Source organism: Streptomyces sp. NPDC002537, assembly GCF_053594975.1.
Genome location: NZ_JBSFWT010000124.1, coordinates 1 through 15,189 on the forward strand (window position 1 = coordinate 1; position 15,189 = coordinate 15,189).

Sequence of the window (15,189 nt, forward strand, 5' to 3'; positions counted from 1 at the left end):
GCATCTTCCGCAAAGCTCGGTGCAGCCCAAATCGAATGTCGGCAATCGCCAGAGCAGTCCTCACCCTGGAGCGGCAACCCTGAAAGGGCTCAGTAGTAGAGGGCGCCGGCGCGGATGCCGAGCTTCGCGGCGGGGGCCTGGACGCTGATTTCGCCGCGGGCGGTGGTGCCTGTGGGCAGGAGACGGCTGCCGATGCCGGTGGGGCCGGGGTGTTTGGGTGTGGCGAGCTGCGCACGGATGCGGGTGTCGATCTCGTCGTTCCAGGCGATGGCGATCCGTCCGGTGTCGGTGTGCCGGGCCTGGAGGTGGCCGGCCCGGATCTGGTAGTAGACAACGGCGGCCAGGACCCCGAGCCGGGCTGCGGCCTGCTGGACGGAAATCTCCTGGCCAGCCAGGACGTTGGCGGGCAACGGCCTGCTGCCCTCGCCAGTGACGGCGGGCTCGCCGCTGTGGTCGAGGCGGTCACGGACGCGGGCCTGGAGGGCGTCGGTGAGGGGGATGCTCAGGCGACCTTGCTCGGTGCGGTGGGCGGGCAGGTCACCTATGCGGATCCGGTAGTAGATGATGTTCTCGTCGACGCCGAGCCGGTCGGCGGCCTGGGCGACGGTGACCTCGCCGGGCAGCGCGGTGCCCCGCACCGGCCGGGGGTGCGGCGGGGTGAGGTGGCCGGAGGTGGCGATCTGGCGGCGGCAGCCAGCCTCAATGGTGTCGCTCCAGGGGATGCACCAGCGCCCGCTGTCGTCTTTGCGGGCGGACAGCAGACCGTGGCAGACCCAGTAGTAGAGCGCGCCCTCGGTCACCTGCAGGATCGCGGCGACCTGCTTGATGGACAGCTCCCCGTCACGGAACGGGCTGGGTGCCGGGACCTGGTAGACGTGCCGGGCCCAGCGCACCGCCTTGACGTCGAAGGGCCGTCGTTTGCCGGTGAGCAGGCGGGCCGCGGCGAGTTCGGTGACGAGTTCCTCGTCGCTCAGGGTGGGGCCGAGCCGGGTGATCAGCTCGACGGCGGCGGCCGGGGTGCGGGGCGGTCCGCTGCGGGAGGTGGTGATCAGGTCGGTGGCGCCGGTGTGCCAGCGCACTCCGATGCGGACCTCGCCGTCTTCGCTGTCGGGCAGCAGTGTGATGTCGCTGATCAGGGTCCGCAGCAGGCGTTTGCGGTCTTTGGCGCTGGTGGCCGGGTCGTTCCAGAGCCGGGGCAGGTCGGCGGCGAGTTTCTCCAGCTCGGCGCGGCCGGGCAGTGGTGGGCGGGCCTCGCGGGTGGCGACCAGGGTGGCCTCGGCGTCGTTGAGGGCGGCCAGTTTTGTCTCCCAGCGGCTCTCCAGGGTCCGTGCGACCAGCCGGTTTTCCGGTTCGACCTGGTGGAAGGCCCGCTCGGCGCGGTCGGCTTCGTAGCGGGCGCGCTCGACGGCGAGTTCGGCCGCGTGATGGGCACGGGTGTGGCGCTGGACGACCTGCTCGGCGGCGTCCAGGGCGAGGGTGACCGCCTCGGGCGTGAGTTTCGCCAGCACCAGGCCGGCGACCGCGTCATCGACAACGGCCGCGGTGATCGAGCGGCAGGACGTGGTGCGGGCGGCGTCCCGGTGTCCCATGCAGTCGTACTGGGCCAGCCGGTTGGTGCCCTGGTAGCGGGTGCCGATGCGGCAGCCGCAGCCCCCGCAGCCGATGATGCCCTGGCACAACGGCTCGCCCTCGCGGGGCGGGCGGGCACCTTGGTGGGTGCAGTTGGCGGCGAGTTTCGCCTCGTTGTCCAGGAACTGCTGCCAGGTGATGTACCCGTCGTGGTGACCGGTGATGACGATGCGCCAGTCGGCTCGCGGAACCCGGGGATTGGTCGTGTGGACGGTGCCGTCCGGCCGGACGGTGCGCTGGGTGCGGTGACGGCCGTAGACGTAGGCGCCGGCGTAGGCCGGGTTGGTCAGCACGCCCATGACCCGGCCGTGGGTGAGTTTGCCCCAGCGCAGCTGGCCGTCCCAGAAGCCGCCGTAGGCACGCAGCGGGAACAGGCGGCCGGTCAGGGCGGCGACCACACCGTAGGCGGAGCCGGTGCGGGCGAACTCCGTGAACACGTCGGCGACCGCGGCGCGGACTTCCTCGTCCGCGTCGAGCACGACCTTGCCGTCCTCGTTGTAGGCCAGCCCGACCGGCAGCGGAACCCGCAGCTCACCGCGTGCGGCGGCGGTCTGTTTGGCGCCCTGGAGACGGCCGTTGAGCAGGTGGAGCTCGGCTTCGGACATGCTGCCCTTCAAGCCGAGCAGCAGCCTGTCGTTGAAGTCCGCCAGGTTGTAGACGGCGTCGGTGTCGACGACGAGGGTGTCGGTCAGCCGCGCGAGTTCCAGCAGCCGGGCTATGTCGGCGTTGGAGCGGGCCAGGCGGGAGACCTCCAGACCGAACACGGCACCGGCCTCGGCCAGGCACACCTTCGCCACCACTTCGTGGAAGCCCCCGCGTTCGACCCCGAACCGGCCCGAGACGCCCAGGTCCTTGTCGATGACCAGGATGTCCTCCGCCGTCCAGCCCAGCGCGAGCGCCAGGTCCACGAGCGCGTACTGCCGCGTGGTCGACTCCGTGTGGTCGCGGACCTGCAGCATTGTCGACTGCCGCAGATAGATGATCGCCATGCGGGAGCGGTGCGAAGCGGTTATCTTCCCCTCGCCGTTCACGACCGCCACCTCCCGCCCGCAGTGACGTCTCGACCATGTTCGCCACCGCCGTCACGGCGTCCTCGCGCAGCCAGCCCTCGATACTCATCCGGCCTCGCCCCCGACCGCCGGCCGTCGCTCGTACGGTGTCCGCAGCTCATGACGACTCTCCGCTTCGCCGCTGGTCACCACAACGTTTGGCCAACGCATCGAGCAGAGCGCGCAGTTCGATCAACGATTCCTAGGAGACCCGTACGTCCTCGGCGGCCGGCCCGCGGTCGGTCCACGCGACCGGCACCGTCATCCTCGCCCCGGCTCCGGTATCGACCACGAACATCCTGGTGCTGCCCCGCTTCATCGAGTACAAGACCTCGACCCGACGCCCGGCCAGCGGGTGAAACGGATGCGTCACCGTCAACCAACCCGAATGCTTCCTGGACGACGCGGCCCTATACCGCCACCGTCCCGACCGTCGCCGACCGGGTGGTCCAGGCGGCCCTGAAGCTGGTGCTGGAGCCGATTTTCGAGGCGGACTTTGCGCCGTGCTCGTACGGCTTCCGCCCCAAACCGGCGGGCGCATGACGCGATAGCCGAGACACGCTTTCTGGCATCCAAGACCTACGAATGGGTGCTGGAGGGTGACATCGCGGCCTGCTTCGACGAGATCTCACACTCGGCCCTGATGGACCGGGTTCGGGTTCGGATCGGGGACAAGCGCGTGCTCGCGCTGGTGAAGGCGTTCTTGAAGGCGGGCATCCTCACCGAGGCTGGCACCTCCAAGGAGACCGTCACCGGCACCCCACAGGACGGGATTCTTTCGCCATTGCTGAGCAATGTGGCCCTCTCGGTCCTGGACGAGCACTTCGTCAAGGCTCCCGGCGGGGCGCAGTCCACGGCGAAGCAACGGTGGACACGACGCCAGAAGGGGCTGCCCAACTACCGGTTGATCCGGCATAAGCGGACGATTGTGTGCCACGAACGCTGAGGAGGTTTCCGGTGTAGAAGACGGAACTTCTGATGCGGTGCTGCACCAGTGATGGGGTCAGGGCCCACCCGAGCCCACACCGAGGCACTGCTTCCAGAAGTGGCGGAAGTCCTCTCCACCGTCGGCCTGCGGCTCTCGGAGGAGAAGACACTGATCACGCACATCGACGAGGGCCTCGACTTCCTCGGCTGGCGCATCCAGCGTCACCAGAAGCGAGGAACCGACCGGCAGTACGTCTACAACTACCCGGCCAAGAAGGCACTTCTGTCCATCAAGGCCAAGACGAAGGCGCTCTGCCGGATGAACGTCAGCCTGCCGCTGGCAGTCCTGCTGCACCGGCTCAACCAGGTACTGCGGGGCTGGACCGCCTACTTCCGCCCCGGGGTGTCCGCCCGGTCCTTCCAATACCTGCGCATGATCGTCTGGCGTCAGGTCTTTGGATGGCTCCGGCGCAAACACCTCGGCACCGGGTGGAAGGAGCTCCGTCGCCGCTACTGCGACGGCGGATGGTGGCCGCACGACGGCGACGTCGTCCTGTTCAACCCGGGCTCGGTAGTCACCACGCGATACCGGCCTCGGGGGACGACCATTCCGTCGCCCTGGCCCAGCACGATCTGAGGAAAGCACCTGGTCAACGGGGCTTGTGGAGAGCCGGATGCGGGGCCAACTCGCACGTCCGGTTCGGGAGGGCGGCGTGGAGAAACGGGCTGGGAGCAATCCCAGTACCGCGCTCCGCGCCGACCCCACCACGACGTCGCCCTGGTCAACGAGCGGGGCGACCTGGTCGCCAAGCAACGGATCAGCGACGACCTCGCCGGGCTGGAGGCCCTTCAGCAACTTCTCGCCGAGGCCGGGGACGAACCCGGGGATCCGATCCCTGTCGCAATCGAGACCTCCCGCGGTCTGCTGGTGGCCTGCCTGCGAGCCACCGGCCGCCCCGTCTATGCCATCAACCCCATGGCGGTCACTCGTTATCGTGAGCGACGTTCGGCCACGCGGGCCAAGTCAGACCACGCGGACGCGCTCGCCCTGGCGAACGTCCTGCGCACAGACGCGAACCATCACCGTCCGCTGCCCGCCGACTCCGAACTCATCCAGGCAATCGCCGTCCTGGCCCGGGCCCAGCAAGACGCAGTCTGGAGTCGCCAGCAGCTGTCCAACCAACTCCGTTCCCTGCTGCGCGAGTTCTTCCCGGCCGCCCTGGCCGCCTTCCAGGTCAAGAACGTGGGCCTGGCCCACCCGGAAGCCCGCGCTGTCCTCGCCGCAGCTCCCACTCCTACCGCGGCTGCCGCGCTGAGCAAGGCACAGATTCGGTCTCTCCTGCGCAAGCCGGCCGCCAGCGCCGCATCGAAACCCGGGCCGAGCACCTCGCCGGTCTCCTGCGCGAGCCACACATGCGTCAGCTCCCGCGCGTCGAGGAAGCCCTCGGCCAGCAGGTCAGTGCACTCGTCCTGCAACTCGATGCCGCAGCCCAGGCAGCCGACGACCTCGCCGCAGCATGCGCCGAGAGGTTCGCCGAACACGAGGACGCGGAGATCATCACCAGCTTCCCCGGTCTGGGTGAACTCACCGGAGCCCGCATCCTGGCCGAGGTCGGCGACGACCGGTCCCGATTCGCAGACGGCCGGGCGCTCAAGGCATACGCAGGCTCGGCCCCTATCACCAGAGCCTCCGGCAAAAGCTTGCTCGTCCACCACCGCAAAGTGAAGAACCAGCGGCTGGCCGCGGTCGGCTACGTCTGGTCCTTCGCCGCGCTGTCCGGAGCCCGCGGAGCCCGCGGCCACTACGACCGCCGCAGAAGCATCGGAGACCGTCACACCGCCGCCCTGCGCAACCTCTTCAACCGACTCCTCGGCCATTCTCTGGGGCTCCACCACTGCCTCATCACGCGCCAGACCTACGACGAGAACACCGCCTTCCCCACCCCGCTACCAGTCTCGGCTTGACGCCATAGACCGATCGGATGTCTCGATGCCAGGGGTCGCGGTCAGGACCGCCGCCCGTTCTGCCGGTCACCGTCGGCGACGGCGACGGCGCCAGCTTCCCCACCGCCGCCCACCTCGCCTCCAGTGCCGGACCCGCGGAAAGACCCACGCCCAGGCCCTCCTCCGTCTCGCCCGGCACCGCATCAGCGTGCTCTTCGCGATGCTCCGCGACGGCACCTTCTACGAACCCAGAACCCCACGCCTCGCTTGACGAAAGACATAGAGGCCCCCCAGGCCATACGTTCGACAGGGGGAGAAAGTCATGCCAACTCCGGAGGCCGGGCGCCCCGTTGCGGGGCTACCAAGAAGGTAATGGGGAGGCTGGATTCGTTGGTGGTAGGAGGGGTCGCGGACGGTGGCGCCGACCCCTTCGTAGGCCCGACTGGCCAGTCAGGATCTCCCTGGCCAGGCATGCCTGCATGGGAAGCCATCCGCATTCCGAGTGTGAGCGGGTGCGATCGAACAGGGTTCCTGTTCGGGTGATCGTGGCGGCATCGGCGTATGAAGGCAGGACCTCCTGGTAGCTCGGCGATGCGAGTCAGCCCGAGCTTCCGGAGGCCCTGTTGCCGCAGTCTTGCGTGAACGCGTCCGTCGCGTCCAACTCCCGCGTGTCGCTGTGCGATTGCCTCGCGCACCGGTCCGGGAACGCTGCGGATCACCCGGACCGCGTCCCGAGCTACGTCTCGGACATGACGGAGGCCGAGTGGCAGGAGCTGCGCTGGCTGCTGCCCGTGCCGGCCTGGCTTCAGGGGCGGGGCGGGCGGCCGGAGGGCTACTGCCACCGCGTGATGCTTGATGCTGTGCGGTACGTCGTCGACAACGGGATCAAGTGGGCGAACCTGCCGAAGGATTTCCCGCCGTACCGGCGTGTGCACGCCTTCGCCCGGCGCTGGCAGGTGACCGGCCTGCTCGTCGAGCTCCACGACCGGCTCCGTGACCGCGTGCGGGAGAAGGAAGGGCGCAAGGCCGACCCGACGGCCGCGGTCGTGGACTCGCAGTCAGTGCGGGCCGCGGCGAATACCCCCAGGTCAACGTCGGGATGGGATGGCGGGAAGAACGTGGGTGGGAGGAAGCGGCACGTGGCGGTGGACTGTCTCGGCCTAGTGCTGGCGGTGCTGGTGACCGCAGCGAGCGTGTAGGACCGTCACGCCGCCGTGCCACTGCTTGAGCAGCTGCGACGGCGGTACTTCTCCATCCGCCTCATCTGGGCGGACTCCGGCTACGCGGGCCGCCTGGTCGACTGGGCGGCCGAGAAGCTCAAGCTCACCCTGGAGATCGTGAAACGCTCCGATGACACCACGGGGTTCGTGGTGCTGAGACGGTGGGTGGTGGAGAGGACGCTGAGCTGGCTGGTCCGCTCGCGTCGTCTGGTGCGCGACGTCGAGACGCTCCCCGCCATGCACGAGGCCATGGTGCTGTGGTCCATAACCATGCTGATGAACGCCCGTCTGGCCGGGCGCCGTCGGGACGCCTTCCTCACGCGGCCGCCGGAACCGGCTCCTTGCAGAGGGTGAACAGTCCCGGCTCCACCTCGGTGGCCCAGCCCCGCGCGGCCAGCCGCTTCAACCGCGAACGCATCCCCTCCCCCCGGGCCGGAACCGCCTTCTCGCCCAGTGCCAGCGTGATCGGCTTTGCCCGCATTCCGCCGCCGGCCTCCGGCGCCGCCAGGACCGACAGGATCCGCTGGTACTCCGGAGCAAGCACCTCCGCACTGACGCCCTCGACGCGGTGCGGCACCGCCGAGCCTGTCACCGCGGCGGCTTCAACCTGTCCCGTCGTCTCGGCGTCCGGTCCGGCCAGCACTTCGGTGACGGTCTCGCGAGCTTGCCCGAGCCGTTCCAGCTGCACTTCCGCCGCGCTGAGCGCGGCCGTGATCCGCCCGGCCTCCTCGCGCAGCCGGGCCACCTCCGCGCGGACCTTCTTCTCCCGGGCCTCCAGCAGACCGAGCACCGACGGCATCAGCCACCTCCACGAACATGACGCGAGCAGACGAACGCCCGAACTCTCCCGCCACCAGCCGAAGATCATGCCCCACCAGCAGAAACCCACCGATCACATTCGGAATGCGGATGGCTTCTGATGCCATGGGTGCGGACTACGGTCAGGTCGTGTGTGGAGGGACAGCAGGTCGGTGCGGTGGCCGCCTGCCCGGTACAGGCCGCGACCGTGTACGGAGTGGCCGGGGCTGGCAGCCGACACCTGTGCGTCCCTGAGGCGGGCGATACCGGGGCCAGCCCGGACACCCGCAAGGAGCCCTGTCCTGACAACCCCCGCGCTGACGGGCGTCTCCGTCAAGGAATCCGTAAGCGGTACCGCTCAACCACACAGATCTGGAACAGCGGGCCGAGCATTTTCCATGGGCACGTGGCGTCCGAGACACCGGCACGTCCCAGCCCACTGTGAGACAGACCGACCGTGCTCTTTCCTGGCTGACCGGGCAGGAGCCCATATACATGAGGAGTCACGCATGAGCGCTGAGAGCAGCAGCAGCGACCCGGTCACCCCGACCGACATCAACTATTACCAGCCCAACGAGGCGGACCCCGTTATTGTGAACCCCGATTACGGCACTTCCGCCGAGGGGCCCGAGAAGATTTACAACAGGACGATCCCGGCTTCGGTTACCGCGGAAATCGAGCCCGGTATCGGGTACGTCGCCGATCTCAAGGTCGTGACTCACAACGACTACCGCATGGGGATGTACACGCAGCCGGCCCTCTACTTCCATCTCGAATCGGCAGAAAAGCTCGAGCCCAACGAAACCGTCGCAGTCCGCATCAAAGGCCTTCACGTATCCGGCAAGGCAGGAGACCCTGATCGGACTGCGAAACTGCTCATCCAGCACGACGTCGGCAATGACCAGAAAGACGACTCCGGGCAAGCAGATATCGATGTCTCGGACGGAATGCCCTGGAACAAGACGGTGGGACAGGGGCGGCCGGATATCACGTTATCAGCGACGCCTACCAAGACCTACATCCTCTACCCGGAGCCGTCTACCCAGTTCAGCCCGCCCCTATACGAGGCGACGGAGGCCAAGCCTCTGCTCACTTACACCATCCAGGCACAGAAAGAGAAAATAATTATCCCCGGGAAGAAGCAGAACCTGCAATTTGTGGTCCATAACCCAGAGCCATCTGGCGGCAAAGGCGTAAAAGTTGCCGCCCTTGGCCTCTACGTGAAAGCGACCGATGACGGACTCGCGGGCTCCGTCCCGCAGAATTCCGGCGAAGGAAGGCCAGTCCAGTGGGCACCCGGACAAGAAGCCCTGTGCAAGAAGAGCGATCTGACCCGCATCGGGCTGGCCAGCACGCACCAGACCGGCTTTAAATGCAGCAATACTGAATCCACAACCGCCCAGTACCTGTCACAAGACCCTAAGGAACGGGAAGGACTATCTTTCCTCGGACTGTTCCAGGCGACCACTAAACACGGCACACACACGTACGAGGTACTCAAACCGGGTGAATCATTTTCTTTCGACCTCAACGGAGTCATCGTTAGCGACACCTCCGGCGAAGGCATCCTCAAAGTCGTTGAGCTTACATGGCCCGAGAATGAGACGAAGGTTACGAGGAACCTAGCCCGCGGAATCTTCACAAAATTCGGCGGCGGATTCTTCTTCGACTACTTCACCTACCTTGGCAGTGAAAAGTATTCCGAGATAGCGAAGAATACAGCGACACGGCTTGTCTGGTCTGCGGAAAACGTGAAGCAATATAAGATGTTTGCCGACGAGAAAAAGGATCCGAAGCCGAAGACAGATACGCCTAACCCCAAAGACCAGTATTGGGAAACCAGCAATCTTCAGGATTCTACAGGATACTATCTTCAGGCCACATCCAAGGAAGACCTTGTCCATGCCCGACAGGTGGTCGTTCCCGTCCGTAATCCTACCTCGACCTTCCATAACGTCACCGTCAACGCTGCTCTGGACCTAGACAGCACCACCTATAAGGCCCTGACGGAGAAGCGATTTACCAGCAACGATAACGTGAAAAGCTGGACCGTTGCAGAACCCGAGAAGATCGATAACCACGAAGGTGACCGCTACGTTGTCTTCGGCATCAGCAAATTCGACGGCACCGACCCAGAGGCAAACGCACGCTTCGTCCTGCACCTGGAAAAGAAAAACAGCGATAAAAAGGAAGTCGGCAGAGTATTCGCCGACCCAGGCCGCACGAGCCCCGTCGGTGTCCGCGTCCCTGCGGAAGCCACACTCAGCGTCAGCTTCGAGCACGACAAGCTCAGCCGCACCGTCGACGTCACCATCGGCACTCTGATCGCCTCCCCCAGAATCCTTCCGCCCCCGGCACATTGAACGGCTCCGGAACCACCTGTGCCTGTCCCCGCGGCCGGCATCGCCTCCCCACCGGCCAGCAGCCCGTACCAGCCAGCAGAGAGACTGCCATGCAAGCAAAAATCACAGACTTCAAGTCACCCGGTAATGAAACGGGCGTGGTCAGCGGTGGAACCCCGCTGACCCTCTCCTGGACCTACGACGGCGCGCCCGACCGTCTCACCCTTAAAGGCCCAGACGGAATCCTCATCGACGGCAAAGACCCTGCGAGTCACCTCATCCCCGAAAGCAGCACACGAGGCCACGGATCCATCTATCTCTCCTCAGGACTCCGCGACACCTGCAACTTCCTCCTCACCCTCACAGACACCGACGGAACAAAAACAAGCCAGTACTTCTCACTCACCGTCACAGACCCCGACCGCACATTCCGCCGACTCACCGTCCACAAGACCCTCACCCTCACCCTCACCCACTGAAAACCCGCCACACTACAGCCACAACACCACCAGACACCCCGACACGCGCAGGCACGCGGGCCGGGCACCTGGATCATGAACTGTTGTGCCGGTCTCCGCGGGCGCAGGCACGCGGGCACAATGCGATCAGCGTCAGCCGCTGCCCCCATTTCAGCGCGGCACGCGGGCACAACGGCCCCTGGGCGAGGACCACAGACACCGGACAGCCCTCCAGGCCGCGGCCCAGGACGGGCCTGTGGGCTTCCGCGCCGTCCGCCAGCCTCCCCAGCGGCCCGCCCCGGGCACGCCTTCCGAGCCGCTTCCCTCTCCTCCCCTTTCCTCCTGACGACAGGCGAGACCCCCTCATGACCGAGAACATGACACTCATCGTCACCCCCACACCCCCCGACCCCGCTGCCACCAGCACGGCCAGTCTCCGGTTCGACTTCCGGCTCCGTAACCGGCCCGTCACCGAAATCACCCTCGCCCTCCCCATCGGGTCAAAGGAAACCGACCTTCTCCCAGACACAAACAAAGCCAAGCTCGTCGAGGCAGTAGCCGGAAGCGACGAACGCTTCACCCCCCCAGCAACGAAAGACAACGCGCCCAAAACCGAACGCATCTGGAACGCAGACCCCCCCATCATCACTGGAACATCTCTCACCTATACCTTCAAACCCCTCAAAGGCCACAAAACAGATAACTTCACTGTCATCCTCAGCGACGTCACCATCAACAGCACACCAGGAACCGCGAAACCTGCCATCACCATCCGCGAAGACACGACTTCAACCGACCTCCCCGCAGAAGTAAAAAAAAGCAACGACACGTTCGATGTCGGCAACTTCTGGGTGACCGGAGACTCCACCACCGTCACCGTCGGCACGCCAGTCAACCTCACCTGGACCGCCAACAACGCCACCAGCTTCAGCCTCGCACTTGGGGACGGCAAAGGAGCACTCACACTCCCCGGAAGCCAGCGCGCCTATCCCGACCCCCAGACACCCGACGCACCACCCTTCACCATCGACTCAAACCGCACACTCAAACTCACAGCCTACGGACCCGCACCCGGACACACACTCAAAGAGGCCCCCCCTCTCAACGTCAACGTATACCTAGGTGACGGAGAATACACAGACCTCACAGTAACCGGAGAACTTAAATACCCCGAAAAAGAAATAGAAACCAGAGACTATTTCCTCAATAAAAACCTGGAAATCACCACACCGTCTGACGGATATCTAACCATAGACATGAAAGTCTATACGCGACTGTTCGGGTGCTTCCCTGCAACCCCGAACCCCAAAGCCCCACCTTTGCGCGCCACACTGGAAATTACACCGCCGAACGTTAATTCCATGACCTACACCATGACTGCCGCCGACGATACGGCACCACTGACCCTCTTCACTCCTGCGAAAACAAAAGTAAAAATCACCCCACCACTCACAACAGAAACACTCGCCCTCAAACAATATTTCACCTCCCTCATCCGCGCCTCGCTCACATGGTCAAAGGCCCCCTTGCAACTCGAATTCCCCAATGCCTCCACGTACATCTATCCCCGGAGTGAAACCCTTCCGATCATGCGCATCAACACCCCGCCAGGAAGCGCCACAAAAACCATCAAGGTAACCACGGAAGAGGTCCGCGGAAAGGTGACCGCTCATAGAAAAGACGACCTCACAATGACCGGCTCCATAGCGAGCTATACGCCTTTTGGAGATGAAGATCCGGGCACCACTCAGAATGTAACGATTCCCGCAGCCTACTACGATCTGACCCTGAACACGGGGTCCTCCCTATCCGTCGTCGCGTGGCTTGAGAGCTCGAGTATGCTGCATCTCCGCCCGGAGGGAACTACCACAGGATTTCCGTCGCAATTTACAGTAGCAGGAGAATCGAAGAATATCGAGCTCTGCTTGGCTGCTGGCGACCCCCCTCCGACTCAACTGAAAGCAAACAGGACAGAGATTCGCGTAACAGATCCCAATAATCTCGCCAAGGGGGACGAAAAGGATCTAGCCCCTCACGTAGATATGGATAACTGGGAATTCCACGACCTTAGCTGGCACAACTATAGACTCGATTATCCTCTCACGCCAGGATTCTTGTTCGTCAAGCTGGAACGCCGCGACAGCCTAACACATTGGGCGGCTAAGAATTACGGCTTCATCCGCCAGGTCCGGGCGGTAGCCTCGATACCGAGTCAGTCATCACTGCAATTTAAAGCCTATTATTTCAGCGCGAAGATCGGCAGCGCGGCTCCCGTGCAGTACGTCCTGGATGAGGTATTCGACTTTAAAGACATAGGAGAGCAAATCATCATTCCACTTACAGGCCCACCTCTGGAGAATGAATGGAGCACCCCTATCAATGAGGACGCAAGCAGGCCGAAACACGATGAGTACGCAAAACCTCAGAGGATCAAAACATATCCAAAAGTTACCTGCTCCCCCATCAAGGAAGAATGGTCGGAGGATAAAATCCTAAGATCGGGACTGGAGTACACGAAATTCCCGGCAATCAGCGGAGGAGTAATCGCTACTGGTAGCCTAAGGATTCACGATGATCGAGTCGAACTAAGCGGCGTAGATATTGGCTGGAAAGACGGAAAAGAAGTAACGGTAGAGGGTATTACCCTATCCAAGGACGGCGTCAAGCTTCCGAAATAGGCTTGGAGAACATTCCGTTGAGTTCGGTGATCGTTGTCACGACCAAGCAGCTAGTGGGACTTGATACCGGTTCCGACGTGTCGTGACGGCAGGAAGGTCATTCAAAAGTTAGTGGATCTTGGGATGCTGATTGTGAAGCGTAAAATCAGTTCCTCGACGTACCGTGCGGGGTTTCGAATCCAGTGCGGCCGCTCGGACCGATGCGATTTCACCGTACTACCGGCCTGAGCTCGTATTAGCTGCCCCCTGGTCGTCGGAAGGATAGAGCATCGGCTCCCGGACTGGGACGGTGCGGTCGGACGGCCGCAGGCTCTGCCATTGTGGATAGCCGTGATCGTGCTCTGTTTTCTCCTGCGTCGCAATGCGGTGCAGGAGCTGGCCGATGAGCTGTTCGGCGTCTACGCAGCCCACGGCCTCCCGGTACTCGGCCGTGCTGCGGCCTGTGGCAAGGGACAGCCTGAAGCAGCTGGGGTTCGACATCGCCCGGCTTCCGCGGGGTGATCCGGTCCTGGTGGACGGGTTCTTCGCTCCGCACTGGGACTGGAAGGCCGCTGACTGAGCGTTTCGTCCTGGGGTTCGTGTCTGGTTCGGAGTTCAGGTGTCTCGCCAGTTCGGTGTGGTTTCTCCGGTGAGGCGGCGGGACATGAGATCGATCATGGCGAGGTGGATCATGGCTTCGGAGCAGTGCGGGTGGGTTTCGTAGTCGCGGGCGAGGCGGCGGTGGTGCATGAACCAGCCGGTTGGGTCGGCCGCGCGGCGAGGTGCCCGCTGTGGCGGGTCCTTTTCCGCGCGGCCTCCCGCCGAACCGAACGTGACGGTTTCCCTGTCATCCGGCTCTCCAGTGACTGCTGCGTGAACGATTCAGCCGTTCGTGCGACATGGATGCGGTCATGGCAGCTGACGCAGGCCACAAGGGTCTTGTGGCGCCGGTCGAGCATGACGCGCGCCCAGTCGGACAGCGGCCACCCGGAACGCGCGAGATCGGAGTGCACGAATGTGATGCACTTCGACATCACCGGTGCTTCCACAGTCGCGGCAGCTGTAGATGTTCGTCGGGTCATGTCGTGAGTTCGGCGGTGGTGTTGTTCCAGCGCTGTTGGGTTTGGCGGGCCCGGTGTTGGTGGTGGAGGCGCCAGGCGGTCCAGTGCAGGAGGTGCTCGAGTGTGCGGGCCGGTGTGGGCAGGACGGTCTGCTGCGGCCACCGCAGGACTTCGGGGACGGTGACGGGGACCAGCTCGGTGCCGCGGCTGTGCCCGCGCCGAGCCCGCGCAGGCAGCGTCGCAGGTCCCGGCCTCCGTAGATCTCGTCACCCGTCGCCCAGCGGGCCCGGCAGTCCAGCCGTCGCAGCCGGGCGAACATCACGGCGGCCAGTTCCGGCTTCGTCGCGAAGGCGGTCTCGTCCGGGACACCGGCCAGCTCGCGGCGCTCGTCGTCGGCCGCCCACCCGGCGGGCGGATACAGGGCCCGGTCCACCAGGGCATGTCCCCGGGAGGTGGCCAGGGACATGTGCACGGCGACCTGGCACAGACCCACACCGCCGAGAGCCCCGGAGTGCTGGTGGGCGGCACCCACGGCATCGGCGGAGGACTTCGCATCCCCGGTCTCATCGACCACGACGACGCCGTCCACATCCTCGAGCCCAGCCAGAGCCCAGGCCGCGAAGACGTCACGGGCACCATCGCGGTCCCAGCCCGCACGGGCCAGGAAACGCTGCAGTCCCGACGGGTCCCTATGCCCAGGGGCCTCGGCGATCGTCCAGCAGTTGCGGGTGGGCATCCCCATCACCATGCCCTGGACGAACTCGACGAAGGTGAGCCGGGGTTCACTACGCACGAAGGCCGGCGCCAGCAGCGCGGACCACGCCCGATGCGCTACGGTGACCTCCGCGGCCACCGCTTCCTGATCTGTTCTCACAAACGATCAACGACGCGGTGGCCGTCCGTATACCACCACCCCGCTGACCAGCACCGACACGCACATCAACCCGCATCTACAGCTGCCACGTCTGTGGGGGTATGTCTGAGGCCGGCGTTAGCCTCGCGCTTGGGCCTGTCCAGTAAACGGCCCTGTCTCACATTCGGTGGTGACGGAGCGTTGTGAGGGGGCGTTGACATCTGTGTGATGGATGTCAACGAGTTTGTGCA

The 15,189-nt window shown here is 64.7% G+C and carries 9 protein-coding genes and 4 pseudogenes; 8 read left to right on the top strand and 5 right to left on the bottom strand.

Features of this window, described 5'->3' with window-relative positions:
- Positions 1–89: 89 nt before the first annotated feature.
- Entirely contained in the window at positions 90–2,660 is a 2,571-nt protein-coding gene (locus ACWD4A_RS32915; protein WP_451199724.1) for a recombinase family protein, read from the bottom strand.
- A 220-nt stretch (positions 2,661–2,880) separates the two neighbouring features.
- The gene (locus tag ACWD4A_RS32920) at positions 2,881–3,219 is read right to left on the bottom strand and encodes a DUF5372 family protein (RefSeq protein ID WP_451199725.1); all 339 of its coding nucleotides are present in this window, start codon (positions 3,217–3,219) and stop codon (positions 2,881–2,883) included.
- Here ACWD4A_RS32920 and ACWD4A_RS32925 point away from each other — a divergent pair.
- The 5 genes and pseudogenes from ACWD4A_RS32925 (at position 3,175) to ACWD4A_RS32945 (ending at position 7,123) form a co-directional block, all read left to right on the top strand.
- A complete protein-coding gene (locus ACWD4A_RS32925) occupies positions 3,175–3,624 on the top strand; it encodes a reverse transcriptase domain-containing protein (protein ID WP_451199727.1) in 450 nt (149 codons plus the stop codon). The genes ACWD4A_RS32920 and ACWD4A_RS32925 overlap by 45 nt on opposite strands.
- A gap of 99 nt (positions 3,625–3,723) precedes the next feature.
- Positions 3,724–4,242 carry a group II intron maturase-specific domain-containing protein gene (locus ACWD4A_RS32930; RefSeq protein ID WP_451199729.1) on the top strand — a complete coding sequence of 173 codons (519 nt, stop codon included), beginning with the start codon at positions 3,724–3,726 and terminating at the stop codon, positions 4,240–4,242.
- Positions 4,243–4,383: 141 nt separating this feature from the next.
- Positions 4,384–5,570 (top strand): annotated as a pseudogene (locus ACWD4A_RS32935) (IS110 family transposase).
- Positions 5,551–5,820 (top strand): annotated as a pseudogene (locus ACWD4A_RS32940) (IS110 family transposase); the annotation flags it as partial. The pseudogenes ACWD4A_RS32935 and ACWD4A_RS32940, both read left to right, overlap by 20 nt.
- Positions 5,821–6,298: 478 nt before the next feature.
- Positions 6,299–7,123, top strand: a pseudogene (locus ACWD4A_RS32945) (IS5 family transposase).
- Here the strand turns inward: ACWD4A_RS32945 and ACWD4A_RS32950 are convergent.
- Positions 7,086–7,637, bottom strand: a complete 552-nt coding sequence (locus ACWD4A_RS32950; RefSeq protein ID WP_451199730.1) for a hypothetical protein — start codon at positions 7,635–7,637, stop codon at positions 7,086–7,088. The pseudogene ACWD4A_RS32945 and the gene ACWD4A_RS32950 overlap by 38 nt on opposite strands.
- A 439-nt stretch (positions 7,638–8,076) precedes the next feature.
- Here ACWD4A_RS32950 and ACWD4A_RS32955 point away from each other — a divergent pair, with 439 nt between their 5' ends.
- The 3 genes from ACWD4A_RS32955 (at position 8,077) to ACWD4A_RS32965 (ending at position 13,045) form a co-directional block, all read left to right on the top strand.
- Complete coding sequence (locus ACWD4A_RS32955) at positions 8,077–9,930, top strand: hypothetical protein (protein ID WP_451199731.1); 1,854 nt, start codon at positions 8,077–8,079, stop codon at positions 9,928–9,930.
- 89 nt (positions 9,931–10,019) lie between these two features.
- A complete protein-coding gene (locus ACWD4A_RS32960) occupies positions 10,020–10,388 on the top strand; it encodes a hypothetical protein (RefSeq protein ID WP_451199733.1) in 369 nt (122 codons plus the stop codon).
- Positions 10,389–10,732: 344 nt separating this feature from the next.
- The gene (locus ACWD4A_RS32965; RefSeq protein ID WP_451199734.1) at positions 10,733–13,045 is read left to right on the top strand and encodes a hypothetical protein; all 2,313 of its coding nucleotides are present in this window, start codon (positions 10,733–10,735) and stop codon (positions 13,043–13,045) included.
- A gap of 594 nt (positions 13,046–13,639) precedes the next feature.
- Here the strand turns inward: ACWD4A_RS32965 and ACWD4A_RS32970 are convergent.
- A pseudogene (locus ACWD4A_RS32970) lies at positions 13,640–13,783 on the bottom strand (IS5 family transposase); the annotation flags it as partial.
- Between the two features lie 150 nt (positions 13,784–13,933).
- A complete protein-coding gene (locus ACWD4A_RS32975; protein ID WP_451199736.1) occupies positions 13,934–14,959 on the bottom strand; it encodes an IS701 family transposase in 1,026 nt (341 codons plus the stop codon).
- Between the last annotated feature and the right edge of the window lie 230 nt (positions 14,960–15,189).

Bases quoted from the DNA above. Each gene is read 5' to 3' on its own strand.
- ACWD4A_RS32920 (WP_451199725.1), bottom strand. From the start codon at position 3,219: ATGCGCCCGCCGGTTTGGGGCGGAAGCCGTACGAGCACGGCGCAAAGT.
- ACWD4A_RS32950 (WP_451199730.1), bottom strand. From the start codon at position 7,637: ATGATCTTCGGCTGGTGGCGGGAGAGTTCGGGCGTTCGTCTGCTCGCG.
- ACWD4A_RS32955 (WP_451199731.1), top strand. From the start codon at position 8,077: ATGAGCGCTGAGAGCAGCAGCAGCGACCCGGTCACCCCGACCGACATC.
- ACWD4A_RS32960 (WP_451199733.1), top strand. From the start codon at position 10,020: ATGCAAGCAAAAATCACAGACTTCAAGTCACCCGGTAATGAAACGGGC.
- ACWD4A_RS32965 (WP_451199734.1), top strand. From the start codon at position 10,733: ATGACCGAGAACATGACACTCATCGTCACCCCCACACCCCCCGACCCC.